Origin of the sequence: Psychrosphaera algicola, from assembly GCF_028401425.1 — a bacterium.
In the GTDB taxonomy this organism is placed as follows: domain Bacteria; phylum Pseudomonadota; class Gammaproteobacteria; order Enterobacterales; family Alteromonadaceae; genus Psychrosphaera; species Psychrosphaera algicola.
On record NZ_JAQOMS010000002.1, the window covers coordinates 1,978,823 to 2,003,497 of the forward strand.

Consider the following 24,675-nt stretch of genomic DNA (forward strand, 5'->3'; position numbering starts at 1 on the left):
CTTTAGTCTACTGCATCTAACGCAATTTTGAGAACTTTTATTTGTCGATTAAGACTTTTTATTTTGTTTAGTCAGTGTGAAATTGACTATTCTATAAAGTGTAGATAGTCTTTAAATGTCGACTTTAATAAATACTAAGTGAAATGGATCAATGAAAACTATATGGACAATAATGTTATTATTGCTTTCACAGTTTGGGTGCGCTCAATCTATTCCTAATTGGGTGCATGCACCATCCCTCGATTCACAATCAAATTTCTATTCAGTAGGCTCTGGTAGTTCTTTAGAAGTAGCTAAGTCTAATGCCTTAACAAACTTAGCTTTACGACTAATTGTCAACGTTGAAAGTGAGACAGAGAGTTACTCTAACTTAGACAACGGTAAGCTTAACCAAAGACTCAACATGTCCACAGTTCAAGCCTCGGAGCAATTGACCTTCGTAAAAACCGAAATAATCAAAACCCATGTAGAAGGCGAAGAAACCCACGTATTAGTTTCCGTCGATAAAATGACCGTATTTAATTCCATTCGGGATAACTTCTCAAATGTCATCTTGCCTCTGACCAATAGTGACAAGGTGCCAGCCGCACAAATTTTGGTTAATCGACTTAAATTAGACGAATACCTCCTCTATATCAAAAGTACTTATCGTTGCTGCGCGCCTATCAACAACCGGTACAAACAATCGAAAATGCACTAAATCGCTTTCGAATCGCAAGCAATGACCGAATTAATCAAACCGCTTTCACTGTGATCACCAATAAACAAGATGAATTAGGATTAGCAAAATCTTATTCCGACCGGTTGCTCAAAAAGGGGTTTTCAAATTCATCCCAGGCTAATACATTAAAATTGACCTTAGTTGGCCCTGAACTGCAATATTCGATGCAAAATGATCACCATGCATATCGTGCCATTGGCGAGGTCTTTTTTCCTATAATGGTGATGTTGTTTTAACTAAAAAATCGACCTGTTTGAATTCGATAAAGATAAATCTATAGCTTGGAGCACGTTAGTATCCGCTCTTAACAGTATTGTTCCGGAGTAATAACAGTGAAAAAAATAATAAAAATAATTTTAGCTGTCAGTCTCGTCACCGCTGTTTTAACGGGTTGTGTGATGACGCCGCAAACCGACGCACTAGGTAATAGCTTTGTCGGATTTGGAGAGCATCAAATCGTTACCGAAGAAGAAGCAAAGAAACTGCCCCGCGGTGAGCGATTAACCCGGATCAGTATTGATATGCAAAATATTGGGTTTAAAAAGGTTAAGGTTTCGAACCTCATGGATTCGGTAACAGAGTCAATACTGAGTATTTTTGAAAACCAATATGAGCTATTAAGTCGCTATACGCTAATTGTTGATGATCACAAAGATGTAACCTCGTTTATTTATGCAAATGAAGGCAAGTCAAGTGAAGAGCTAGCTGAAGAGGTTCGTCGATTTGATATGATGGCGGAAACAGAAGACCAAAAAATTGGACCAAAACTCCAACGTTACCGAACCGCTAATGATGAGATCCAAAAACAAAACACCATTTTGGCAGGTGAATTAGTTAAACAAACAGTTCGTTTAGCCTCATTTTTTCAAGAAAATTCAGAAGAATTACTCGGTGCAGATGCACTCACAATGTTGTTAAACGCAGGTAAAATATCAGAAGCTTATAACCTTGCTGAAATACGCATTCACATGGCGTCAATTGCCAATGACTTTATTGACGATGAAAAAGCAGTGTTAGAGATTACGAAAAAATTCAAGAGATATTAGATGAAAAACTTTGAGCCATTGGTCACTAAACACAAATTTCAAACTCCCTTAAAAGTTTGTGCGTCGTTTTGCATATCCCTTTTTATGCTTGCTTGTTCTGGTGTTGACGTTAAATATCCGGAAAAAACGACCAACAACCTCGTTCCAAATAATGTGTCTTCAACGATAACGGTCGCTCGCTCAGCCTATAAATTTGAAGACAAAGATATACAAGTACCGTCAAACTTTGACACCCAAGGGTTAAATTCATGTAACTTTTCCATAGATAATGAATCGTCCACCTGCCCATTGAAGAAGAAAAACGTACGTATTTATTTTGGTGACAACCGAATCGTCACCACTAATGAGCAAGAACGCAATGCAATGGAGCAACTCACTAACGATCGTCTCGGATTGATGTTAGAAAATCAACTAGCCGGCGTAAACCGATTCCGCATCGTGACGCGAGATACGATTACCGAAACAGAGCAAACTCAACAATTTATGGAACAGGATGCAATGGAATTGGCGCAAGTTATTGCGAACAAAAAGTTCTGCGTCCAGACTACCTAATTAAACTCGACACCATAAAAACCGCAGAACGATTTTACGCCGAGTACAATGGCGTCGCTCAGTATAATGTCGAAATGACAACCAGTGTTATCGACCCTTTTACCAAAGAAAAACTGGCCTATCCAAACATCGGAAAAATTCGGGTAAAAGGCACGGACGTGCGAGACAAAGAGTTTTTTGTTTATACCGAAGTTAATAACCGTTATTACACTGGCTTTAATTACAATGATTTAGAAAACATCAGTGCTGTATTTTCTGGCATGGCATCTAAGTCTTTTGACATTTTACTATCACGGTTATTAACGGAAATGCCATCAAGCGCCCAGGTTTTAGCGTTTAGAAACGACCAAGCAACACTTGATAGAGGTCGCAATGCTGGTATTTTGAATAAAGAAACTATGATCTTATTTCGATACGAAATGGGTTTTGTAGAGCCTATTGCCGTAGCTGAAGTTAAACCATCAAAAAATAGTTCCATCGCCCACATCATTCGATGGAAAAATAGCGACGAAGCAGACAAGTTAAAAAAGCATCAGCCAATACGATTTTTCGTGTTCCAAATGAACAAAAAATATTTGCAGTCTCTGTTGGCCTGCCTGAAGACTTTGTCACCACGAGGCTATAAACATGTATCGTCTATTCGTTGTTCTTGGTTTCCTAATGAGCAGTTCCGTTTTTGCTAACCCGACCCATAAAGTCAGTTATGACGAAACAACTCAAATGGTCAACGTTGAAACACAACTTTGTTTATATGGCAGAGGCATACAGCAAGCGTTAATTGAAACCTCTTACCAAAACTTGAGTAATTACCTGCGCGTTGAGTATCGTCAAATTTCAACTTCCTTAGCAAATAAACATAACCTGAAAAAAGCAGCGTGAATATATCGAATATTTACTCACGCTTAAGTTAAACAAAACAACCTTGCAGCATGATTTTTCATTTGTTGGTAACGATACCTGCACCACTGCTAAAGGGAACTTTGAACTCGCCGAGCAAGTAAAATTTGAGTCACTTTTTGATTTCCCCCGGCAATGTTTCATTTTGTAACGACTGCTCAAAATCTAAATCAATATTTAACTCAAAAACTCAACCTATATAATGTTGTCGTAAGACCTGAGTTATTTGCAAAACACTTAACGGTCATTGATAATTTGTCAGTCCAAGATACGGCAAAAACCTATTACCAGTTTGACCTAACGGCCTACAACTCTAGCTTATCACTAGCAAGCAACTCGGTTTATATTGACGCCGAGCAACCTTATGTAAAAATATTAAGTAAGTACCTTCAATCGCGTTCTTTTTCAATTCAAAGCCAACCTAGCAATGCATTTTGGACTGTAAAACTCACCGCTAATATTGAAGACCAAAAATACTTATCACTACAGTTAGAGATATCAAATACCGATGACTTTCAAACCATATTGGTAAATAACAGTCGTCAACTACCGGCAACCACGCTGTCGAATCCAATTATGTTAGAGAAGTTTTTTAATGTTCATATTGAACTGATGAAACTCAATGAACATCTACGTACAAAAAGTAATTTGGTAAGCTGAGCATTAATAAATAACCCGCCTAGGGCTACTAGGCGGATTAGTATTACTATCTCTTTCTTAATAATAGACCGAGCGCTGCGCACAGAAAAATGGCTCTGTGATCCGGCTCTGGTACGTTAACTACATCACTTGCCGCTTCGCCAAATATATTAATATTGCGAAGACCAAAAATTTCACTTCCAGAGTCAGCTTTAACGCGTAATCTAAGTGCTAATGTATTGCCTGTTGCTGCAATCCCTCGATTGAATGTGGCAAACTCGTTTGTCATTAATTGGCCATCTATCGATAGCGGATCTTGAAAGGTCACTGATTTTCCTGACGCCATAATATACTGCATTTCTTTGCTGTTTTCGGTTTGAATGTTAAACAATGCTCTGGTGTTCGCTAGCGTCTATTGAATAATCGAACTCTAGCTTGTCAGAAGTTTCAAAGTCTCCCATCGCAGCAAAGTCGATTCCAAGGTTAATACTGTTATATCCAGCAATTGAAAATAACCATTGAGCCTCGACCCACTGCCCGGAGGTTTGCGAATTAACCGTGTCAGATAAAGCAAATAAAGGGGTGAACTGCGATGCAGTGGTGATACTTTTAAATCCGAGATTATCAGCCGGAGAACTAAGTGTTTCGTCAATTAAACTGCTTGGTAACGCGTCGAAATCTATCGGATTAAATTCGCCAAAATAATCATCAGGTGAGGAAAACCCAGCTTGAAATGGATTTTGGTAATTCACTAGGTTTTTGGTGCCATCCGCCGTAAGGGCAAAGGCGATAAGTTCGCAGTTACCTTTGGCTGGGGTAAATAATAGGAATAATAAAGCGGTTATTAAATAGTTTTTCATGGTACATCCTTGTCTAGTTTTAAAACCTAAAAACTAGCCAGAACCACTTAAAACAACAAGTCCAGTTTTAGTAAATCACTAAAAACTGGACTTTAAATACTACCGCTTTGCTATCTTCGATAAATGAGACAAAGCCGCTGCTTTTGCTGCATCTTTGGTAGCATAAAGCTTGCCGTCAATTCCATCCGCAACGCCCGCAGCTCTCAAGGCACGGTCCATTTGATATCGAGAAAGTGCTGTAGGAAAACATAACAACTGACTCGACAACCGAGGTTTTGATTCATTCGTATCGCGTCAACTAGTATAACTTCGGCTTCTGGGGTCGCAGCTTCTAAGTCATCTGAAATGCAAATTAATGCCCAAAACTCCCCGTTTAAAGGCGCTATGACCTCTTCAACCGAGTTAGCAAAAAACGACATTAACTCAGTACTTGCGGCGCCTCGAAATGTAGCCCAAACAATATTGCCCTCTAAAGACAAAGTTAATTCTGACCGAAATCCTTTAAATCGCATGAGCACCCTACTAATTCCCTATTATTGCCCATAGATTAGATCAAATTTCCAATAGTCGCCACTGGTTTAATGCTAACCCATATTTAATTCTTGCATCTTTCTGGTTATGGTATTACGCCCCCAACCGATACGTTTCGCCGCTTCTTGTTTGTGGCCACGCGTATGACGCAATGCAATATCAATTAGAGCCCGTTCAAAAGCGGCCTGAGCATCCTTGATAATGTCTGATTCACCTTCGCCTAATCGCTTATCTAACCAAGATTCAAAACTCGACACCCAGTCATCAGCTACCGCGGATGGATCTTTAGCCGTTTTAGAGGTGCTCGTTGCCGTTAACATTTCCGGTGGTAAATCATCCATAATGATCTCTTTACCACTCGCCATTACGGTCAACCAACGACAGGTATTTTCAAGTTGGCGAACGTTACCCGGCCAAGTGTATTGCGATAAAAACTCTGCCGCATTTTTGGACAACATTTTGGCGTCAACAGCCAGCTCTTTGGCGGCCTTGAACAAGAAATGTTCACACAATTGTGGGATATCTTCTTTCCTATCTCGAAGCGCTGGAATGTGAATTCTGATGACATTTAAACGATGAAACAAATCTTCCCTAAATTTGCCTTGGTCCACCAAGTTTTCCAAATTTTGGTGGGTCGCAGCGACAATTCGAACATCAACAGAAACCGGCTCGTGACCACCGACTCGATAAAATTGACCATCGGCGAGTACACGTAATAGTCGAGTTTGGATGTCCAATGGCATATCGCCAATTTCGTCCAAAAATAAGGTTCCGCCATTGGCTTGTTCAAATCGGCCTTTTCGTGCAGCTGCTGCCCCGTAAAGGCTCCTTTTTCATGGCCAAACAATTCTGATTCAATAAGATCTTTTGGAATTGCAGCCATATTCAAGGCAACAAACGTTTGTTCTTTTCGTGGGCTGTGTTTATGCAACGCGTGGGCGACAAGTTCTTTACCCGTTCCCGACTGACCATTGATTAAAACGCTTACGCTAGAGCGTGACAATCGCCCTATCGCGCGAAACACTTCCTGCATCGCTGGGGCTTCACCAATAATCTCAGACGCTGGCTTTTGTTTTACTTTCAGTTTACCGCTGCGCTTTTTACCATGTTCAATCGCACGGCGGGTCAAATTAACCGCTTCGTCAATATCAAAAGGCTTTGGAAGATATTCAAATGCGCCCTGTTGATACGCGTTTACCGCACTATCTAAATCAGAGTGCGCCGTCATGATGATAATTGGCAGTTGCGGGTGACTGGCCTGCATTTTATCCAATAGCTCCATACCGTCCATCTCTGGCATTCTGATGTCCGATATAATCGCTTCTGGTTCATCATATTCAAGTCGTTGCAACATCATAGTTGCAGAGGCAAAAGATTCGACTTCAAATCCATCTTGTGTAAGCGCTTTTTCCAAGACCCAACGAATTGAGTTATCGTCATCTACTATCCAAACTCTACTCATTATTTACTTCCTTCATTGTCTTGTATTACAGGGATAAAAATCGAAAATGCTGTTTGTCCGGGCCAACTATCTACTTCTATTGTGCCTTGGTGTTGGTCGATTAACGTTTGTGAAATAGACAAACCTAAACCATTGCCATCTGACTTGTTGGTCACCATCGGATAAAAAATTGTACTTCTTAGTTCATCGCTAATGCCTTAGCCCATTATCAACAATGGAAATTTTCAGGACTTGTTTAAAACGCTTGCCATGCATAACTTTAGAACCCGCAAATCGTGTTCTCATGGTCAATAGCGGTTCGAAATTTGCTGGTTGATTAGCGGCGTATTCTAGTAAAGACTGAATGCCATTTTTGACTATGTTCAAAACCGCCTGCTCTAGTTGGCTAGGGTCAAAAACGGTGACCGGTAAACTAGGATCATAATCACGGTAAACTGTAATAAACTCAGGTTTGTCCAGCTTAACCAAATTATAGACTCGCTCTAATACAATATGGATATTATTGGCTTCACGTTTAGGCGGGGTGTTTGGACCTAATAATCGGTCCACTAAGTCTCGCAATCGGTCTGATTGCTCTATAATCAACTGAGTGAATTCTTTTAGCTCTTCGGACTCCAGACTTCGGCTTAATAATTGAGCTGCACCACGAATACCACCGAGTGGATTTTTAATTTCATGGGCGAGTCCCCGAATTAGATGTCGGGAAGCACTAATATGGTGCTTTTGAGTATTTTCTTGGCTTATTTTACGCAAATTTTCATTTTGACGAACTTGAAGCAGACATAACGTCTCCCCTTCAACCATCGCCTGATCAGCGCTGACTTCGACTATTGAATGACGTCCATCAGGAAATACGACTTCAACCTCATTATCTGCAAAACTGCGACCGTTATCCCACAACTCAGCCAACAAAGCCTTTGGAAATGTATGATATATGAGTATTTTAAAAAATATTTGTCCCTGTAATTTGCGTATACTTTGCCCAAACAACATGGCTGCAGAATCGTTACAGAATTTAATTTTGCCGCTGCGGTCGAGTAAAAACACCGAAGAACTTAACTGTTCTAAAATTTGTTGGCTAACACTAGGGTTAGACGACGTTGGTTCGTTCATGGAAAAATCCGCACCGATATAGTGCATAGGTTTATTGAGTTTAGCCGTAAACTGGCTTTTTCTCAAATATCATTGCACCGATTTGGTTAATTAACCGATGCTCTATGCAAATAAACTGTTATTGGCTTACTTACTGCAATAACCTTGCCTGAATCGTTCCAAACTTCTAACTGAACACGGTGTTCACCGCGATCAACGTCACGTAAGATGAATACAGCTGACTTTTGAGGGCCTGCGACCTTCTTGTCGTCGAATTTGAGAACTACGCTCATACCACGCTTAAAGGATGGTTTAATCAAGCCATTGATATACAGCGAGCCAGTGTTATCTCTTATCGTGTCTTGATCAAGCGGTTTAACGATGTCGATTGAAACAACATCTAGGAGATCTTCTTTTGTTGTATCGCCACTAATTATTGAGGCGTCAACAGATTGGATAATATTGGGGGTTTTTGAAACATCTATCGTATCTGATTTAACATTAGGTTTTGGAGAATCAGAAAACACAAGTACGCCTTCAGCATTACGCCAAACGTATATTTTTTCTTGTCTGCTGCTAGTGAATTAGTACTTATTAATACTAGAATTAGCAGTATTACGAACTTCCCCATGTTCTCTCATATCAAATAATAGACGTTAGACATAATCTAGCGAATTTTTAACTTTTTGGCTACAAAAAAGCCCACTCATGCGAGTGGGCTTAGATCTAATTTATTAATTTAAGTGAATTAAATTAATATTAGCAGCTGTAGTACATTTCAAACTCAATTGGATGAGTTGTCATGTTAAGTTTTTCAACTTCAGCACGTTTTAATTCAATGTAAGCATCGATAGTGTCGTCTGTGAAAACACCACCAGCTTTTAAGAATTCACGGTCAGCACTTAGTTCATCAAGAGCTTCTTCTAAAGAAGATGCAACTTGTGGGATCGCTGCTGCTTCTTCAGCTGGTAAGTCATACAAGTCTTTATCCATAGCATCGCTAAGGTGGATCTTGTTTTTGATACCGTCAAGACCAGCCATCAACAACGCAGTAAATGCTAAGTAAGGATTCGATGACGGGTCAGGGAAACGTACTTCAATACGACGTGCTTTTGGTGAAGGTACTACTGGGATACGAATAGATGCAGAACGGTTACGTGCAGAGTATGCCAACATTACCGGAGCTTCGAATCCAGGGACCAAACGCTTGTAAGAGTTAGTAGAAGCATTGGTAAACGCGTTAATCGCTTTAGCGTGCTTAATTACGCCACCGATATAGTAAAGCGCAGTTTCAGAAAGGCCGCCATACTTGTCACCAGCAAATAAGTTTTCGCCGTTTTTAACAAGTGATTGGTGAACGTGCATACCAGTACCGTTATCGCCAACAATTGGCTTAGGCATGAATGTCGCTGTTTTTCCATATGCATGCGCCATGTTATGAACAACATACTTATAGATTTGAACTTCGTCAGCTTTGTTAACGATAGTATTAAAACGACAAGCGATTTCATTTTGACCAGCTGTAGCAACTTCGTGGTGATGTGCTTCAACTACTAAGCCCATTTCTTCCATTACTAAACAAGTCGCTGAACGCCAATCGTGTGAAGAGTCAACAGGTGCTACTGGGAAGTAACCGCCTTTAACGCCAGGACGATGTCCTTTGTTACCATCTTCATAAGACTTATCTGAGTTCCATGCCGCTTCTTCAGCGTCAATTTTATAAGAAGAACCAGACATGTCAGTTTTAAATTTAACATCGTCAAATACGAAGAATTCAGGTTCTGGACCAACTAATACTTCATCAGCAATGCCTTCAGCACGCATATAAGCTTCTGCGCGTTTAGCAACAGAACGAGGGTCACGTTCGTAACCTTGGCCAGTACTAGGTTCGATTACGTCACAACGAATGTTTAACGTAGTCTCTTCTGTGAATGGGTCTAAAACAACTGATTCAGCATCAGGCATAAGAACCATGTCTGATTCATTAATACCCTTCCATCCTGAAATTGAAGAACCGTCAAACATTTTGCCGTCTTCAAAGAAGTCTTCGTCAATTTGATGATAAGGCACAGTGATGTGTTGCTCTTTACCTATAGTGTCAGTGAAACGTAAGTCAATAAATTTAACTTCGCTCTCTTTGATTAGGTTTAAAACCGTTTGAGACATTGTTTTCTCCAAGTTAAAAAATATTTTTCGAGCCCTTTGGCTCATTTAAGTGCATAAGGCAAAGCCAAATTCATGCCATCAAATTTTAGTTATACAATACAATGAGTTACATATTAACCCTGCGCTTCCACCGATAACACTGCACCACAATGGTTCAAAATACGCACCAACATGAGACTAATCAATAGAAAGCAACAATGAGTGTAATTTAGTTGTTACATTTTGTCCGCGATTTTCGTTATTTTTTACATATAACGTAGTTCAGTTCCTTCTTAGATCCAAAAAAGACCTAATTTGAAATAACCAAAGTTGAATTAGAGTACCGCTACTACTAATGCAACAACCTAAATTACAGCAGTTTAGCAATAACACAATGCAGTAATGAAAATTAACTCACTTTTTGAGATAGCTATCTACTTACAGGTCTGTAAGTAGCGTTCAAAATTGAATTCCAAAATACAACTGCACCATTTTGAGGCGATGGGCATTTTGGCTATTTTTTACTGTCGATCCAGTCTAGTTGACCAATGAGTTTACGGCGGCTGAAAATTAGATTTTCAATTAATGGTGTTAATATAAGCTCCAATGCCAACCCCATCTTCCCACCCGGGACAACAATTGTATTGATTCGACTCATAAAAGAGCCGTCGATCATTTGTAATAAATATGGAAAATCAACATTAGGCACATCTCGGAAACGGATCACCACAAAACTTTCATCTAGTGACGGAATGTCTTTGGCACTAAATGGATTCGAAGTATCAACAGTAGGAACCCGTTGAAAGTTAATATTGGTTCTAGAAAACTGAGGGGTGATATGCGTGAAGTAGTCGTCCATGCTTCGGACGATGCTGCTCATTACAGCTTCGCGGCTGTGGCCTCGTTGGTTAGTGTCGCGAATTATTTTTTGGATCCACTCCAAGTTAACAATAGGTACCATGCCGATTAACAAGTCGACATAATGGGCAACATTATGCTGTTCGGTAACCGCTCCGCCATGTAGACCTTCATAAAACAGACAATCTGTATTGGGTCTGAGTTCTTCCCATGGCGTAAATGTACTAAGGCATTTGATTATACGGAACGGCTTCATCAAATGAATGCAGGTACTTACGAACATTGCCACTACCGGTTTCAGAATAACTTTTAAATAAGCTTTCTAATGCTCCAAAATCGTTAGCTTCAGACCCAAAATAAGAAATATGGCGGCCTTGTTCTTGCGCTTTTCTAATTTCCATTTCCATTTCTGCACGTGCATAGCGATGAAAACTATCCCCTTCCAAGATCGCAGCATCCACGTCCAAATTACGGAAAATGTGAGTAATAGCATTTGTGGTTGTTGTTGTGCCGGCTCCAGAGGAACCAGTTACTGCAATTATTGGGTGTTTAACTGACATAAATCTTTTTTCTTAGTTTTGAGACTAGATTGTTATAAAGTGATTATTCTAATTAATCAAGCTTAGCGCGCTGAACATTTTATGACAAAAACAATAATTAGGTCCCTAAAATGATAAAAAACCTAGGTAAATTTGCGTTATTGAGTATATCCACTTTTTTGCCAATAACGTATGCATCAACCGATATATTTGTTGCGCAGTTCGCAACTCATGGGCAAAAAACACACGTAGTGGAAATAGATAATATTACTCAGCGTCCTGGATATGACAATCAGCCTTATTTTGCAGACGACGGTTCTGGGGTTTATTACACATCTCAATTGGCGCAACAAACAGACATTTTATTTTACAACTTGTCTTCAAAAACACTTACGAACATAACCAAGACATTAGATACCAGCGAATACTCACCGACGCTTGTTCCTGAGTCAAACAACTTATCTTTTATTAAAGTTGAACCTGATAGTACACAGCGGTTATGGACATTAACATTGGGAAGTCAAAAACAAACGATTATCAACAAAACAATCAAGCCTGTTGGATATCATGCTTGGGGTGCTGATAATGATTTGGCTCTGTTTGTATTGGGTGAGCCAATGACGTTGCAATATATTCAGTCACCAGAACAAGAAAACGCGAAGGTCATCGCTAATGAAATCGGCCGAGCCCTTCATTATAATGCCAAACATCAGGTGTTTAGTTTCACAACGGGTACAAACAATGTACTTAATACCTTTTCAGCACAGACAGGAATTATCACTCAATACCTAGCTTTGCCTAAAGGAACGCAAGATTACACTTGGCTGAATTCAGATCAGGTCATTGCGGCTATGGGAACTAAAATAATGGTTTGGTCGTTACGCACACCAAACCAAACATGGCAGCCTTTATTTGATTTTTCAAACCAGTGTCCAACAAATATAACCCGATTAGCGGTAAATAAATCTGCTAGTAAACTTGCCTTTGTATGTGACGAGGAAACACAATAATGAGTGAACTGCAGATTGTAATTTATTGTTTGATCATATCGGTCATTTTACCATTTGTCGCTAAAGTTCCTTTAGCTCACGCTATGCGTCAGGTTGGTAGTGGTAATATCAGGGGCTACGATAATGAAGAACCCCGCAGCCAGCAAAAAAGCTTTCAGGTTTTGGCGCGCGTTGCTTAGCGGCCCATGAAAACAGTTTTGAAGCCATCATCATTTTTGCGCCAAGTGTGTTACTTGCCATAGCAACCGACAACCTCTCCCGGGACATTACGCTGCTTAGTTGTGGATTTATCGCTGCTCGTTGTTGCTATTTATTTTTCTACTGGGTCAATTGGGACAAACTGCGTTCATTAAGTTGGGGGATTGGGATGGGTTGTTGTATCGCCATCATGCTTCGTTGTTTGTAATACTCATTCGATAATTGTCTGTTTGTTTTAAAACAGCCTTGCGAGTAACACAAACAAAAACGCCTGCTTAATGCAGGCGTTTTATTTTTCAATAAGACAAATTATTTAGTGTTATTGCTCACGTGCTATCGCGCGATATGCAATGTCGTTGCGAAATTGAACGCCATCCCATTTTATTTGTTTTACCGCTTCGTAGGCTAAGGCCTGAGCTTCTGTAACTGTTTGACCTAACGCAGTTGCACATAATACGCGGCCACCAGCGGTAACAACGTCATTGCCGTTTAATTTGGTTCCAGCGTGAAACGTTTTTGAATCAGCCGTTGCAACAGGTACGCCAGTAATAACATCACCTTTATTATAAGAACCAGGGTAACCACCAGCGGCTAATACCACTCCAACAGCAGGTCTAGGGTCAAATTTAGCTTCTTTACCTGCTAATTCACCAGCAACCGCAGCCAAACATAACTCAACCATGTCAGACTGCATACGCATCATAATAGGTTGTGTTTCTGGGTCACCAAAACGGCAATTATATTCGATTACTTTTGGCGTACCGTCAGTATCGATCATTAATCCTGCATACAAGAAACCTGAGTATGGATGGCCTTCTTTCGCCATACCTTCAACGGTTGGGTAAATCACTTCGTTCATAATGCGAGTATAAATTTCGTCGGTAACCACAGGTGCTGGTGAATAAGCGCCCATGCCACCCGTGTTAGGTCCAGCGTCATTATCAAATGCACGTTTATGATCTTGACTAGTTGCCATTGGCACAACATTTTTACCGTCGACCATAACAATAAAACTGGCTTCTTCACCCGTTAAAAACTCTTCGATAACAACTCGAGAACCGGCTTCACCAAATGCATTTCCAGCTAACATATCTTTAATCGCATCTTCAGCTTCTTGTAAAGTCATTGCAACAATGACACCTTTACCAGCTGCTAAGCCGTCGGCTTTTACGACAATTGGTGCGCCTTTTTCACGAACGTAAGCTATCGCTGGGTCGATTTCAGTGAAATTAGCATAATCCCCTGTTGGGATATCATGACGAGCTAAAAAGTCTTTGGTGAACGCTTTTGAGCCTTCTAACTGAGCAGCGCCTTTTGACGGTCCGAAAATTTTCAAACCAGCGGCTTGAAATTCGTCAACAACACCAATAACTAAAGGTGCTTCAGGACCAACAATCGTCAAATCGATAGATTTGTCTTTTGCAAATTGTAGTAACGCAGGTACGTCTTCTGCACCTATCGCAACATTTTCAAGTTTGTTTTCATTGGCTGTGCCGGCATTGCTAGGGCAACATAAACAATCTCTACGTTTGGATTTTGAGCCGCTTTCCACGCCAACGCGTGCTCACGACCACCACCACCGATAACTAGAATTTTCATGGCTGTTTGCTACTCTGCTAAGTTCAAGATAATTTTGGGCGGAAGTATAACACGATGAAATTATTTTTCTGCTGGAAATAAAGTGCTAAAAACAACTAATGTATAGCTAAAACCATGACTGAGCTTATTAGGGCGTTTAGATGGCGTAACTTGTCAATGTACCGAAATGTACCGAAAAAATGATTTTTATTTATGGCAAGCTTGCGGGGAACGAAGTAAGGAAGCAACTAGGGTCAATCTAGGTTATCAAAACAATAGTAAAAGGGGAGCGAACTCCCCATTAACAAATTAGTTTTTAACAAACTTTAATGTCATTCGATCGCTTTCGCCAATCATAGTGTATTTTTCTTTATCTTCATCACCAAGTGCCAAACGTGGTGGTAAAGTCCAAACTCCACGTGGGTGCTGCGCTGTATCTTTAGGATTCGCATTTATTTCACTAGCCGCGGCTAATGTAAAGCCGGCTTTCTCAGCTGCTGCAATAACAAAGGACTGCTTGACGTACCCTGAACGCTTGTTTTCTTCCTGATCTAAGTTTTCAGGTAAACGGTGATCTACAACACCTAAAACCCCACCTTTTTTCAGTGCTTTGTAAAATGCTTTAAACGCATTTTCAACACCTACATCACCGTCACCCATATAGAAATTATGCACATTTCTAAAGGTTAAAACCATGTCTGCCGTCCCTTCTGGCACAATATCTAAGGCTTTAGTTTGGTGAAACTCAGTGACTTTGATCCCCGCATAAGCCGGATCGTTCATAATTTTTTATTAAATCCATCAATCGAACGCTGATAATAGCTAAGGTGCGCCATCAAACATATGGAATCCAGCGGCGTAAAATTCTCCGTTTTGTTGTACTACCGGGTTAATAATAGATGTATACCAGCCACCACTAAGTGCCAGATTTCAACAACGGTCATGTCGTCACGTAAACCAAAAAATTCCAGTGTTTGTTGTGGATGACGAAAAGCATCTCTCTCACTTGCTTGTTTTCTTGCATCACTCATAACAGCTTGGGTTATGGCTTCTTTAGACGCCGCTTGGTCACCGGTTATGGAGTCCATAACTGAAGAACACGACACAGATACTAGGCCTGCAAACAGACCAGCGAGTAATATTTTTTCTTGGCGAAAGTCATTATTGTTTCCCTTAGTTAACTAATGCCTCCAGTGTAGACGTTTTTAGGGAAATATGACTATTGTTTTATCGGCTGTTACCTCCGGTTTAACTCAAATTCCAGAGACCAAATAGGTATTTGTGTCGGTATTTAATCACAGCTAGGCAACGAACCGTCCACACACATAAATATTATTGATAATGAGGACGTGCAAATGGAAAGGGAGAGTATGAATCATCAAAAAACACTACGTCGTAAAGTGCTCATTTATTCCATTTGAGCACTTTCTAAACATTATTCTACTCAGGTACTATTTGTTCTGCTCTAAAGTCGTTGTTATCCCCTGGTAGTGTTTTCACAAGATAAGGTAAAACTTCAGCCATTGCCGACGGTAACTTCCAAGGTTGATTCACCAAAATCATACCACTGCCGGTCATCCCTCTTTCATGTGAATCTTTAGCAACATTAAATTCATATAACGCGATATTTTTAACACCTGTGCGTTTAAGACCCTGCTCAACTTTATCAATCCGGTATCTCTCAACAACTGGATACCAAATTAGAATAACAGCTCCTTTAAATCGCTTTGTGACGTCTTTGACATATTGCACCACGCGGTCGTAGTCATCTTTGATTTCATAAGGTGGATCGATTATCACAACGCCACGCTTTTGCGCCGGTGGGAACAAGCCCATGCTTAATTCAAAACCATCACCTTTTATCGCTTTTCGGTAACGATTGGGGCGAATAAACTGACGTAATAAATCAAAATCCGTTGGATGAAGTTCATGAAAGAACCCTTTCCCGTCCATTGGCAGCTGATTAAGAGCAAACCAAGGTGAGCCTGGGTATAACACTAAATCGTCAAAGCCATCTTCTTTATTAAATTTCGCGACTACGTCTAAATATTCAGCAACGGCCTTAGGCATGTTTGCACGGTCAGCATTCCAAAGTGGGCCAATGCCCGTTTCAAATTCTTTATTTTTTGAGCAAACTCATCTTCGAGCTTATATGCACCTGCGCCAGCATGGTATCAACAACAATATAAGGTCGTTCTTTCTCTCCCATATATTGCAGTACAAACTGAAATATTAGATGTTTTAATACATCTGCATGATTTCCCGCATGGAACCCGTGGCGATAACTCAACATGAAATTTGTTTTTCCGAAGTAATGACTGACATCGCCATTCTACGTCACTCCATAAAAAGGAACAATGATAGTGAAACTCTCTGGCAAATTAGGCTAAAATCCAATTTTGTCCAATTAGGAATAAATCAGACTATGGCTTGGGTGCAACTTCGTTTTCCCGTTAAACAACAACACACAGATGAAATCAGTGACTTCTTAATGGACTTAGGCTGCGTATCTGTCACATTTACAGCCTTAGACGATGAAGCTATTTTTGAGCTTTTTCAGGTGACAAAAAATATGGCAAATGTCACATTGTGTCGGACTTTTCGACGCCGCCACTGACATGTCACTTATTTCTGCTGCATTAAGCCAACATTCCTCATTTGATGTCCCGCCAATTATCACAACCGAGCAAGTCGAAGACAAAGATTGGGAACGCGAATGGATGGACAATTTCCATGCAATGCAATTTGGCCAACGACTTTGGATTTGCCCTAGCTGGCTCGACATTCCTGATCCAACGGCATGTAATGTCATATTAGACCCTGGTTTAGCCTTCGGCACTGGAACACATGCAACAACAGCATTATGTCTTGAATGGTTAGAAGGTATGGATTTAACCGGTAAAACGGTATTGGACTTTGGATGTGGCAGTGGCATTTTAGCCATCGCAGCCTTGAAACTTGGTGCTAAACGCGCCATTGGCATCGATATCGATCCTAAAGCGATAACCGCAAGCCTAGAAAACGCGGTACGTAATAAAGTTGAAGATCAAATAGAATTATACTTGCCTGAAGATGCACCGATATTTGAAACCGACGTCATTGTCGCCAATATTCTTGCTGGCCCGTTAAAAGATCTGCAGTCCATAATTGTAGGTTACGGACATAAAGGTACAGAATTGGCCTTGTCTGGCATTTTAGCAGAGCAGGCAGATTCTGTTGCAGCAGCATATCAGTCGAGTGTTTCGTTAAATCCGGTCACGCAACAAGACGAATGGGTTCGAATTGACGGCACGATTACCTAAAAGACACAATAACGTAAATTAAAATAATTTATTTTTTACATCATTTTTTTGGCCGAACATTCTGTGTCGGCCAATGTTTTCCCGCCGCTAACCTCTAAGCGATATAAAAGTCAATCATTTCAATCGCTTTTTTCACCCTTTTTCGCTAATTCAGAAATGTTTTTTTCGAGTTTTTACTCAATTTTAAATGTCAATAGTTTAGTCCACAAAAATACACAATTTGTTTAAAAAACAACCTTTGATTTTTGTTAAAAAACAGTAAACTTGCCGCCCTTTTTTTGGTCAGTGACAGAATTGTGACTGAACTTAAAAAACGATTGAACTAATTAAATGCTAAACGAGGTTATGCGCTTTCATGCAAATTGGTCCCTACACTCTGGACAACAACTTAATTGTTGCACCAATGGCTGGAGTCACGGATAGACCATTTAGACAGTTATGTCGACGCATGGGGGCTGGCCTTGCGGTTTCGGAAATGTTGTCGTCCAATCCACAGGTTTGGAAAACAAGTAAATCGATGAACCGAATGGATCACTTAGGTGAAACCGGCATTCGAGCGGTGCAAATCGCTGGAGCGGATCCAGACTTAATGGCAGAGGCCGCGGCATATAATGAAAAAATGGCGCGCAAATCATCGACATTAATATGGGTTGCCCAGCAAAAAAGGTAAATAAAAAGATGGCGGGGTCTGCATTGATGCAATATCCCGACTTGGTTGAACAAATCGTCAAGTCGGTTGTCAAAGCAGTGAATGTACCTGTCACTTTGAAAACGAGGACTGGCTGGAATACCGATAATCGAAATGGTGTTGAAATTGCCAAAATTGCTGAACGAAATGGAATTCAAAGTTTAGCAATACACGGCAGAACGCGGGCTTGTATGTATAAAGGCCATGCTGAATACGACATTATTAGAGAAATAAAGGACTACATATCGATTCCGGTTATTGCTAATGGTGATATCGATTCACCAGAAAAGGCAAAGGAAGTCTTGGAATATACAAACGCAGATGGGCTAATGATTGGCCGAGCTGCACAAGGTCGTCCCTGGATTTTCAGAGAAATTGACCATTATTTACGAACTGGCGAGTATCTCGCTGCCCCTGACAAAGAGGAAGTTCGAGGCATCTTGTTGGAGCATGTGATAAACCTGCATCAACTTTATGGCGAAGTACTGGGACCCCGAATTGCGCGTAAGCACGTTGGGTGGTACTTGCAAGACCAAGACACGGATAAGTCTTTTAGAAAGTTATTTAACGCTATCGAATCTGGCAATGAACAGTTAGATGCATTAAATAAGTATTTCGAATTTGAATAGGAAAGCCCATTCGCTTTTGAATGTCGCTTTGAGTCTTAACCTTATTTTAATGATAGAGAAATAATAAACATGTTTGACCAAAACGTAGCAACACCGTTTATAACGAACGCACACATCCAAACGGCTGACAAGCCTCAGCCTCTACGTAACGAAGTAAAAAAGCGGTACGTAACTATTTACAAACGTTAAATGGTCAAGATTCTACCGATGTTTATGACTTGGTTTTATCAGAATTAGAAAAGCCATTATTGGAAGAGATCATGACTTACACTCGCGGTAATCAGACTCGTGCAGCCAATATGTTGGGCATTAACCGTGGTACTTTACGTAAGAAGTTAAAGAAATACGGAATGAACTAATCTCCCTTGGGAGAACATTAAAAGCACCCTCGGGTGCTTTTTACTTACAGGGACGTAAGTATGCCGGGCCTTCAGGGATGAAGATTAGACCGGCGACTTACAGGGACGTAAGTATGCCGGGCCTTCAGGGATGAAGATTAGACCGGCGACTTACAGGGACGTAAGTATGCCGGGCCTTCAGGGATGAAGATTAGACCGGCGACTTACAGGGACGTAAGTATGCCGGGCCTTCAGGGATGAAGATTAGACCGGCGACTTACAGGGATGTAAGTATGCCGGGCCTAATTTGGCGCTCTTTAACGAGAGTTAGTGGCAAAGTACTAAGTTAAAAGTAAAAGGACAGTTTTAAAAACAAATTATTACGTAAAAATAGGTATGGTTTGTTACTAGGAAGTCTAGTTTAAAACTGAGCTGGTTTAAGTTTCGCGACAATAATTAAGCCAGCTAACTTTTTACACACCAATTTCTTTACGGTTGTGGTTACGACCATGACTTTAATCAACCAAGCTAAGGTATATTGATTCAATGGATACATTACGACCTGTTCGCCGCGCTCTAGTCAGCGTGTCCGACAAAACTGGTATAGTAGAATTCGCGCGTAAGTTAGCCTCTCACGGCGTTGAAATATTGTCTACGGGCGGCACATTCAAACTACTCACCGAAAATGGCGTAAACGCAATTGAAGTTTCCAATCACACTGGTTTTCCAGAAATGATGGACGGTCGTGTTAAGACGCTTCACCCTAAGATCCACGGTGGCATTCTAGGCCGTCGCGGTACCGATGATGCGGTAATGACTGAACACGACATTGCACCTATAGATATGGTTGTTGTAAACCTATATCCGTTTGCAAACACAGTTGCAAATCCAGATTGCACAATGGAAGATGCGGTAGAAAACATCGACATTGGCGGACCGACAATGGTTCGTTCTGCAGCAAAAAATCACAAAGACGTTACGATTGTTGTAAATGCCAAAGACTACGACCGTATTTCTGCTGAACTTGACGCCAACCAAGGTGCGACATCGTTTGAAACTCGTTTCGACCTAGCAATCGCAGCGTTTGAACATACTTCTCGTTATGACGGTATGATTGCAAACTACTTTGGCAAAATGGTTCCTGATTATTCAGACAATGCCGACGAAGTTGAAGACTCTAAATTCCCTCGCACCTATAACATGCAATTCACTAAGAAATTAGAAATGCGTTATGGCGAAAACAGCCACCAAGATGCAGCCTTTTATGTTGAAAACGACATTGAAGAAGCATCGGTAGCAACAGCAACACAACTCCAAGGTAAAGCGTTGTCTTATAACAACATCGCTGATACCGACGCCGCTCTTGAGTGTGTAAAAGAATTCACGCGCCCAGCTTGTGTCATCGTTAAACACGCAAACCCTTGTGGTGTTGCTGTTAACGATACCATTTTAGAAGCGTATGACCGTGCTCACAAAACTGACCCTACGTCAGCGTTTGGTGGCATCATTGCATTTAACCGCGAGTTAGATGCAGATACTGCTGAAGCGATTATTTCACGCCAATTTGTTGAAGTAATTATCGCGCCTAAAATCTCTGCAGAAGCTGCACAAATTGTTTCTGCGAAACAAAATGTTCGACTTTTAGAAACAGGCGAATGGGGAACTAAAACAACTCAACCTGACATTAAACGTGTTAATGGAGGTTTGTTAGTTCAAGACCGTGACCAAGGTATGGTTGCTCAAGACGAGCTTAAAGTTGTTTCTAAAGTACAACCAACTGAAGCCCAACTTAAAGACTTAATGTTCTGCTGGAAAGTGGCGAAGTTTGTTAAATCTAACGCTATTGTATACGCCAACGAAGAAATGACTGTTGGTGTGGGCGCAGGACAAATGAGCCGTGTTTATTCAGCTAAAATTGCTGGGATCAAAGCCGCTGATGAAAACTTAGTTGTTGAAGGTTCAGTTATGGCCTCTGACGCATTCTTCCCGTTCCGTGACGGTATCGATGCTGCTGCAGCTGCAGGCATTAAAGCAATCATCCAGCCGGGTGGGTCAATGCGCGACGACGAAGTTATCGCTGCTGCTGACGAACATGGAATTGCAATGGTATTTACTGGCATGCGTCACTTCCGCCACTAAATTCTAGGATATTGATATTAAAAGCCGAACAACCGTTCGGCTTTTTTTGTTCAATTAGTTTCTGTTGCTAATCCCACCGACTAATTTGTTAATCCCACTTTCCTAATGTAATGTTCCGCTAACTTTTTACTAGCGTATTTGAAACACATTGAGTTTGTAAAAATAAAGGCAAGTTATAAATATCCGCCACTTCTTCAAGACTGTATAAACATATTTGCATCCAATGTCTCGACACTAGGTATTTAGGCTCATAATAGAGCGAATAGCCTTTATCCAATAGTGAATCTGCAAGCTCAATAATGTCGATATCTGAGGGTATCGCAATGGTGAATATACAACTTAGATTGTCATTATTCTCTGCGACGACCGTTATGCCTAAAGCCTTTAATCTAGAAAATAAGTAAGCACTTGCTTCGGCAATTATTTGGTATTTCGATTGCCAGTCGGTTGTTGTCAACGCGTTATTAAAGGCCCTCAATAAATTGGAGCTTAAAGTAAACGGTATCCCACCCCGTTGAGCGTACAAAGATAGATCTAAATACGCAGGTAACATCCTATTATTTAAAAATTCACCATGTTCCCGCGCCACAAACGCCAAACCAGAATACGAACCAATCCCTTTGCCACTAGAGCCTGATACTAAATAGGCACCATCAAAATTAGTTTCTTCACTCCCTAGTAAACTAATGGCGTCAATGCAGCATTTAACATCATAACTTAAACACAGGTTGAGCAATTTTCTGTAGGGGTTTTTAACACCAGTGGACGTTTCTAACCCTACAAACCAAAGCCACCCAAGTGCTTTATCGGAAGTTAATACTTTTTCAATTTCAGGCAGATCAAATTGTTGCCCCCAATCGACTTTAAGCAGTTCAAACTCCAAGCCCCAGCGTCTAGCTTGCTCTGCAAGTCGTTCGCCAAATTCGCCATTAACTAAAATGACGCCTCTTTTTGCAGTTGTTGTATTTGGCCCGCGACCAAATCGTTTGCTAATGTCCCAGAACCTTGAACAATATAGGCTTCTGGCATAGCAGTTTGCTCACATATTTTAGCAATTGTATGTTCATACAGATCTAAAAAGCAGGCGCTTCGATGGGAAATAGGTTCTAAAGACAAAGCGTTGCTGACATTTTCCGATATTTCTACAGGCCCAGGGTGCAAGTTCAGCTTTTTGTGTTTTGACGTTTTGATATTGTTAAGCATTGTCGCCAACGATAAGTATTTTTTAGTGTTAAATACATCGGTTGGTATTGAGCACAAGTTGTTCCTACTGTCGGCCCAAATGATACAAAGCCCATTCGACGATACAGACGAGCCTCTCGTAATGTAGCAGAAATTAATGCAATGTCCTGTCCCTGCCCAGCATAATGAGTCGATAATTTTTCGATCAAAATTCCGCAAACTTTAGTTTTACGGTAACTCGGGTCCACCGCTAATAGTCTAACTTCGACAGGCTGACTATTTAATGGCAATAAACTATCTAACCCTTCAATTTTTATATCGAGTGAAAATGGCCTTTGCGTTCGGCCTGCGATCATCGCAACCAATTGGCTGCCGTTTTTGCAAATAAAATAGGTATTTTCAAGATGAAACTTATCGACTAGTTTGCCCTCTGGGTTTCTCTCATGCTGTGGGATCTCTTCGACAAACGTTAGATAGTTTAGCTTATGAATTGCTTCAAATTCCTCGGCGGTTTCAGCTATTTTATACTCTAACTTCAATGTTCATCCTCCTAATTTTGTTGTACTTTCGACTCATCAGGAAATAAAAAGTTCTCGGTTACCAAGTTTTATCCTGAGAAAAGTTAGCTTACATACTAATACCACTGCTCCTAATTGTAACCTAACCATAATTGATGTTTTCTAACGAGACATAAACAATTGGTAATGCGACCTAAGCCAGATATACTAAAATCTAATCACGCTACCCAATGAGGCTACCATGCAATATAACACTTCTGAACTATGTGATATGTACACAGAGCAGGTTGATGTCGTCGATCCTATCTTTGAACAATACGGTGGACTGACTTCATTTGGTGGTCAAGTTCGCACCATCAAGTGCTTTGAAGACAACGCTCTTATATTAAACGTTGTCTCGACAGACGGCACAGGCAAGGTACTCGTCATCGACGGTGGTGGTTCAACTCGACGTGCATTGATTGATGCAGAAATTGCAGAATTAGCCGCAGAAAATAATTGGGAAGGCATCATTTGTAACGGCAGTATCCGTGAAGTTGACGCCTTAGAAGACATCAATATTGGTGTTGTCGCATTAAATTCAATTCCGGTTGGTGCGGACGATCAGGGCATTGGTGAGGACGATATTGCCATTAATTTTGCCGGTGTCACATTTTTACCAGACGATCATCTTTATGCCGACAGTACTGGTATCATTTTAAGTCCAGAACCACTTGATATTGAATAAGAATGTCGTATCCGATAGCGCTAACTACTGATGCTGATCTAACACGGTTTAAACAAAAGCGACTTGGTGAATCCCACGTCGCTGACGTTATTTCAATACCGAGCGATTTGGATTTGCTTAGTACGCTAAATCAGGCAAAGTTAGATGGTGTTACAACTGTCTTTGTTGGCGTGCCAGAAGACATTGGACCTAGAGCAAACTGTGGCAATGGCGGTGCGGATAAAGGCTGGCCGGCTTTTTTAAATGTACTGTTAAATCAGCAAGCCAATCAGATGTTTGACTGGTCAAAATGTTTGTTATTAGGCCATGTTGTGGTGAATGATTTTTTAGCCAAAAGTCATCTTGATCCTAGTTTAAGCAATCTTCGACAGCTCTGTGCCGATATTGATACTCGCGTAAAAGAGGTGTTAACCCCTATTTTTGATTTAGACTTTAACCTCGTGGTGATTGGTGGTGGCCATAATAATGCCTATCCAATCTTAACGTCGTTAAGTACCAGTGCGAAGTCTCAAGTGAGCTGTGTCAACCTTGACCCGCACGCTGATTTCAGAAACCAAGAAGGCCGACATTCTGGCAATCCTTTTCGATATGCTTTTGCCGATGGCATTTTAGCTGGCTATCATGTATTTGGTTTACACGAGCAAAAAAATAATCAGGATACGTTAACCGAACTAAGTAAAGCTGGTTTTAGTTATACGAGCTATCAATCGTTGTTTATTCGCCAAGATCAATCTATTGAAGATTCAATGCAACAAGCCCTTGTTCAACACCAAACATTAGGTTTACCTTCCGGTGTTGAGCTCGATATCGATGCTATTAAATATGCCGCAGCAAGTGCGTTTAGCGTTTCAGGATTTACATTAGAGCAAGCGGCACGTTATGTGTTCAAAATGAGCAGTAACGATACAAATCGCTACTTACATATTTGTGAGTCCGCGCCGACAGATACGCAACAAAATGAAGCAGGACAAGCAATCATGCAACTGGTATACAGCTACTTAATTGCCAAACACCCAAGTTAATA

At 40.7% G+C, this 24,675-nt stretch carries 25 protein-coding genes and 8 pseudogenes; 16 read left to right on the plus strand and 17 right to left on the minus strand.

Translation table 11 applies throughout. From position 1 onward, the window contains the following. Window positions 1-172 precede the first annotated feature (172 nt). From PN838_RS10585 to PN838_RS10615, 7 genes are all read left to right on the plus strand, one after another. On the plus strand, window positions 173-700 hold the full coding sequence (locus tag PN838_RS10585) for an LPP20 family lipoprotein (protein ID WP_272180629.1): 528 nt from the start codon (window positions 173-175) through the stop codon (window positions 698-700). Further along, window positions 652-957 carry a hypothetical protein gene (locus tag PN838_RS10590; protein ID WP_272180630.1) on the plus strand — a complete coding sequence of 102 codons (306 nt, stop codon included), beginning with the start codon at window positions 652-654 and terminating at the stop codon, window positions 955-957. Before PN838_RS10585 ends, PN838_RS10590 begins: the two co-directional genes overlap by 49 nt. A gap of 96 nt (window positions 958-1,053) precedes the next feature. Further along, on the plus strand, window positions 1,054-1,767 hold the full coding sequence (locus tag PN838_RS10595) for a hypothetical protein (protein WP_272180631.1): 714 nt from the start codon (window positions 1,054-1,056) through the stop codon (window positions 1,765-1,767). Then, window positions 1,768-2,319, plus strand: coding sequence for a hypothetical protein (locus tag PN838_RS10600; protein ID WP_272180632.1), 552 nt, complete (start codon window positions 1,768-1,770; stop codon window positions 2,317-2,319). Window positions 2,320-2,393: 74 nt separating this feature from the next. After that, a complete protein-coding gene (locus tag PN838_RS10605; protein WP_272180633.1) occupies window positions 2,394-3,002 on the plus strand; it encodes a hypothetical protein in 609 nt (202 codons plus the stop codon). After that, on the plus strand, window positions 2,980-3,198 hold the full coding sequence (locus tag PN838_RS10610) for a hypothetical protein (RefSeq protein ID WP_272180634.1): 219 nt from the start codon (window positions 2,980-2,982) through the stop codon (window positions 3,196-3,198). The genes PN838_RS10605 and PN838_RS10610 overlap by 23 nt, the downstream gene beginning before the upstream one ends. A gap of 153 nt (window positions 3,199-3,351) precedes the next feature. Then, a complete protein-coding gene (locus PN838_RS10615; RefSeq protein ID WP_272180635.1) occupies window positions 3,352-3,876 on the plus strand; it encodes a hypothetical protein in 525 nt (174 codons plus the stop codon). Between the two features lie 46 nt (window positions 3,877-3,922). Here the strand turns inward: PN838_RS10615 and PN838_RS10620 are convergent, their stop codons facing one another. The 9 genes and pseudogenes from PN838_RS10620 to PN838_RS10660 form a co-directional block, all read right to left on the minus strand. Next, window positions 3,923-4,246: a hypothetical protein gene (locus tag PN838_RS10620; protein ID WP_272180636.1), complete on the minus strand. Its 324-nt coding sequence runs from the start codon at window positions 4,244-4,246 to the stop codon at window positions 3,923-3,925. Next, the gene (locus PN838_RS10625) at window positions 4,239-4,715 is read right to left on the minus strand and encodes a hypothetical protein (protein WP_272180637.1); all 477 of its coding nucleotides are present in this window, start codon (window positions 4,713-4,715) and stop codon (window positions 4,239-4,241) included. The genes PN838_RS10620 and PN838_RS10625 overlap by 8 nt, the downstream gene beginning before the upstream one ends. A gap of 203 nt (window positions 4,716-4,918) precedes the next feature. Further along, entirely contained in the window at window positions 4,919-5,227 is a 309-nt protein-coding gene (locus PN838_RS10630; protein WP_272180638.1) for a hypothetical protein, read from the minus strand. Window positions 5,228-5,299: 72 nt separating this feature from the next. Then, a pseudogene (glnG, locus tag PN838_RS10635) lies at window positions 5,300-6,708 on the minus strand (nitrogen regulation protein NR(I)). After that, window positions 6,708-6,866: an ATP-binding protein gene (locus tag PN838_RS10640; RefSeq protein ID WP_334313338.1), complete on the minus strand. Its 159-nt coding sequence runs from the start codon at window positions 6,864-6,866 to the stop codon at window positions 6,708-6,710. The pseudogene glnG and the gene PN838_RS10640 overlap by 1 nt, the downstream one beginning before the upstream one ends. A gap of 31 nt (window positions 6,867-6,897) precedes the next feature. Then, complete coding sequence (glnL, locus tag PN838_RS10645) at window positions 6,898-7,848, minus strand: nitrogen regulation protein NR(II) (protein ID WP_272180639.1); 951 nt, start codon at window positions 7,846-7,848, stop codon at window positions 6,898-6,900. Between the two features lie 59 nt (window positions 7,849-7,907). Then, window positions 7,908-8,360 (minus strand): DUF4124 domain-containing protein, encoded by a 453-nt coding sequence (locus PN838_RS10650; RefSeq protein WP_272182566.1) that lies wholly within the window; start codon window positions 8,358-8,360, stop codon window positions 7,908-7,910. Window positions 8,361-8,559: 199 nt separating this feature from the next. Beyond that, window positions 8,560-9,966 carry a glutamate--ammonia ligase gene (glnA, locus tag PN838_RS10655; protein WP_272180640.1) on the minus strand — a complete coding sequence of 469 codons (1,407 nt, stop codon included), beginning with the start codon at window positions 9,964-9,966 and terminating at the stop codon, window positions 8,560-8,562. A 493-nt stretch (window positions 9,967-10,459) separates the two neighbouring features. Continuing rightward, window positions 10,460-11,363 (minus strand): annotated as a pseudogene (locus PN838_RS10660) (phosphoribulokinase). Window positions 11,364-11,473: 110 nt separating this feature from the next. On the opposite strand from PN838_RS10660, the gene PN838_RS10665 reads away from it, so the two are divergent. The 3 genes and pseudogenes from PN838_RS10665 to PN838_RS10675 all read left to right on the plus strand — a co-directional run. Then, window positions 11,474-12,352: a TolB family protein gene (locus PN838_RS10665; protein WP_272180641.1), complete on the plus strand. Its 879-nt coding sequence runs from the start codon at window positions 11,474-11,476 to the stop codon at window positions 12,350-12,352. Further along, complete coding sequence (locus PN838_RS10670; protein WP_272180642.1) at window positions 12,352-12,531, plus strand: hypothetical protein; 180 nt, start codon at window positions 12,352-12,354, stop codon at window positions 12,529-12,531. The genes PN838_RS10665 and PN838_RS10670 overlap by 1 nt, the downstream gene beginning before the upstream one ends. Before the next feature lie 23 nt (window positions 12,532-12,554). Then, window positions 12,555-12,758 (plus strand): annotated as a pseudogene (locus PN838_RS10675) (MAPEG family protein); the annotation flags it as partial. Between the two features lie 111 nt (window positions 12,759-12,869). Here the strand turns inward: PN838_RS10675 and purD are convergent. From purD to PN838_RS10700, 4 genes and pseudogenes are all read right to left on the minus strand, one after another. Continuing rightward, a pseudogene (gene purD, locus PN838_RS10680) lies at window positions 12,870-14,149 on the minus strand (phosphoribosylamine--glycine ligase). A gap of 288 nt (window positions 14,150-14,437) precedes the next feature. Beyond that, window positions 14,438-15,216, minus strand: a pseudogene (locus tag PN838_RS27260) (class I SAM-dependent methyltransferase). Between the two features lie 352 nt (window positions 15,217-15,568). Continuing rightward, window positions 15,569-16,198, minus strand: a complete 630-nt coding sequence (gene rlmJ, locus PN838_RS10695; RefSeq protein ID WP_272180645.1) for a 23S rRNA (adenine(2030)-N(6))-methyltransferase RlmJ — start codon at window positions 16,196-16,198, stop codon at window positions 15,569-15,571. Between the two features lie 49 nt (window positions 16,199-16,247). Beyond that, on the minus strand, window positions 16,248-16,421 hold the full coding sequence (locus PN838_RS10700) for a hypothetical protein (protein ID WP_272180646.1): 174 nt from the start codon (window positions 16,419-16,421) through the stop codon (window positions 16,248-16,250). 132 nt (window positions 16,422-16,553) lie between these two features. Here PN838_RS10700 and prmA point away from each other — a divergent pair. The 3 pseudogenes from prmA to fis all read left to right on the plus strand — a co-directional run bounded on the left by prmA (window position 16,554) and on the right by fis (window position 19,106). Beyond that, window positions 16,554-17,430: pseudogene (gene prmA, locus PN838_RS10705) on the plus strand (50S ribosomal protein L11 methyltransferase). 355 nt (window positions 17,431-17,785) lie between these two features. Beyond that, window positions 17,786-18,747, plus strand: a pseudogene (dusB, locus tag PN838_RS10710) (tRNA dihydrouridine synthase DusB). 69 nt (window positions 18,748-18,816) lie between these two features. After that, a pseudogene (fis, locus tag PN838_RS10715) lies at window positions 18,817-19,106 on the plus strand (DNA-binding transcriptional regulator Fis). Between the two features lie 400 nt (window positions 19,107-19,506). On the opposite strand, the gene PN838_RS10720 reads toward fis, so the two are convergent. Then, entirely contained in the window at window positions 19,507-19,641 is a 135-nt protein-coding gene (locus PN838_RS10720; RefSeq protein WP_272180647.1) for a hypothetical protein, read from the minus strand. On the opposite strand from PN838_RS10720, the gene purH reads away from it, so the two are divergent. Continuing rightward, window positions 19,632-21,224 carry a bifunctional phosphoribosylaminoimidazolecarboxamide formyltransferase/IMP cyclohydrolase gene (gene purH / locus PN838_RS10725; RefSeq protein WP_215961768.1) on the plus strand — a complete coding sequence of 531 codons (1,593 nt, stop codon included), beginning with the start codon at window positions 19,632-19,634 and terminating at the stop codon, window positions 21,222-21,224. The genes PN838_RS10720 and purH overlap by 10 nt on opposite strands. Window positions 21,225-21,342: 118 nt before the next feature. Here the strand turns inward: purH and PN838_RS10730 are convergent, their stop codons facing one another. Genes PN838_RS10730 through PN838_RS10740 form a run of 3 tightly spaced genes read right to left on the minus strand, consistent with a single transcriptional unit; the run spans window position 21,343 to window position 22,945 of the window. Continuing rightward, window positions 21,343-22,107 (minus strand): pyridoxal-phosphate-dependent aminotransferase family protein, encoded by a 765-nt coding sequence (locus tag PN838_RS10730; protein ID WP_272180648.1) that lies wholly within the window; start codon window positions 22,105-22,107, stop codon window positions 21,343-21,345. A 50-nt stretch (window positions 22,108-22,157) separates the two neighbouring features. Next, entirely contained in the window at window positions 22,158-22,427 is a 270-nt protein-coding gene (locus PN838_RS10735; RefSeq protein ID WP_272182715.1) for a hypothetical protein, read from the minus strand. Next, window positions 22,388-22,945 carry a GNAT family N-acetyltransferase gene (locus PN838_RS10740; RefSeq protein ID WP_272180649.1) on the minus strand — a complete coding sequence of 186 codons (558 nt, stop codon included), beginning with the start codon at window positions 22,943-22,945 and terminating at the stop codon, window positions 22,388-22,390. The genes PN838_RS10735 and PN838_RS10740 overlap by 40 nt, the downstream gene beginning before the upstream one ends. 220 nt (window positions 22,946-23,165) lie before the next feature. Here PN838_RS10740 and rraA point away from each other — a divergent pair, with 220 nt between their 5' ends. Then, entirely contained in the window at window positions 23,166-23,651 is a 486-nt protein-coding gene (rraA, locus tag PN838_RS10745) for a ribonuclease E activity regulator RraA (RefSeq protein WP_215961770.1), read from the plus strand. A gap of 2 nt (window positions 23,652-23,653) precedes the next feature. Next, window positions 23,654-24,673 carry a formimidoylglutamase gene (locus tag PN838_RS10750; protein ID WP_215961771.1) on the plus strand — a complete coding sequence of 340 codons (1,020 nt, stop codon included), beginning with the start codon at window positions 23,654-23,656 and terminating at the stop codon, window positions 24,671-24,673. The last annotated feature ends 2 nt before the right edge of the window (window positions 24,674-24,675 follow it).

What these genes read in the sequence shown, in the direction of transcription:
- PN838_RS10585 (WP_272180629.1), top strand. Translation starts at nt 173, where the DNA reads ATGTTATTATTGCTTTCACAGTTTGGGTGCGCTCAATCTATTCCTAAT.
- PN838_RS10600 (WP_272180632.1), top strand. Translation starts at nt 1,768, where the DNA reads ATGAAAAACTTTGAGCCATTGGTCACTAAACACAAATTTCAAACTCCC.
- PN838_RS10605 (WP_272180633.1), top strand. Translation starts at nt 2,394, where the DNA reads ATGACAACCAGTGTTATCGACCCTTTTACCAAAGAAAAACTGGCCTAT.
- PN838_RS10610 (WP_272180634.1), top strand. Translation starts at nt 2,980, where the DNA reads ATGAGCAGTTCCGTTTTTGCTAACCCGACCCATAAAGTCAGTTATGAC.
- PN838_RS10615 (WP_272180635.1), top strand. Translation starts at nt 3,352, where the DNA reads ATGTTTCATTTTGTAACGACTGCTCAAAATCTAAATCAATATTTAACT.
- PN838_RS10625 (WP_272180637.1), bottom strand. Translation starts at nt 4,715, where the DNA reads ATGAAAAACTATTTAATAACCGCTTTATTATTCCTATTATTTACCCCA.
- PN838_RS10630 (WP_272180638.1), bottom strand. Translation starts at nt 5,227, where the DNA reads ATGCGATTTAAAGGATTTCGGTCAGAATTAACTTTGTCTTTAGAGGGC.
- PN838_RS10640 (WP_334313338.1), bottom strand. Translation starts at nt 6,866, where the DNA reads ATGGTGACCAACAAGTCAGATGGCAATGGTTTAGGTTTGTCTATTTCA.
- glnL (WP_272180639.1), bottom strand. Translation starts at nt 7,848, where the DNA reads ATGCACTATATCGGTGCGGATTTTTCCATGAACGAACCAACGTCGTCT.
- glnA (WP_272180640.1), bottom strand. Translation starts at nt 9,966, where the DNA reads ATGTCTCAAACGGTTTTAAACCTAATCAAAGAGAGCGAAGTTAAATTT.
- PN838_RS10665 (WP_272180641.1), top strand. Translation starts at nt 11,474, where the DNA reads ATGATAAAAAACCTAGGTAAATTTGCGTTATTGAGTATATCCACTTTT.
- PN838_RS10670 (WP_272180642.1), top strand. Translation starts at nt 12,352, where the DNA reads ATGAGTGAACTGCAGATTGTAATTTATTGTTTGATCATATCGGTCATT.
- rlmJ (WP_272180645.1), bottom strand. Translation starts at nt 16,198, where the DNA reads ATGCCTAAGGCCGTTGCTGAATATTTAGACGTAGTCGCGAAATTTAAT.
- PN838_RS10700 (WP_272180646.1), bottom strand. Translation starts at nt 16,421, where the DNA reads ATGTTGAGTTATCGCCACGGGTTCCATGCGGGAAATCATGCAGATGTA.
- purH (WP_215961768.1), top strand. Translation starts at nt 19,632, where the DNA reads ATGGATACATTACGACCTGTTCGCCGCGCTCTAGTCAGCGTGTCCGAC.
- PN838_RS10720 (WP_272180647.1), bottom strand. Translation starts at nt 19,641, where the DNA reads ATGTATCCATTGAATCAATATACCTTAGCTTGGTTGATTAAAGTCATG.
- PN838_RS10735 (WP_272182715.1), bottom strand. Translation starts at nt 22,427, where the DNA reads ATGCTTAACAATATCAAAACGTCAAAACACAAAAAGCTGAACTTGCAC.
- rraA (WP_215961770.1), top strand. Translation starts at nt 23,166, where the DNA reads ATGCAATATAACACTTCTGAACTATGTGATATGTACACAGAGCAGGTT.
- PN838_RS10750 (WP_215961771.1), top strand. Translation starts at nt 23,654, where the DNA reads ATGTCGTATCCGATAGCGCTAACTACTGATGCTGATCTAACACGGTTT.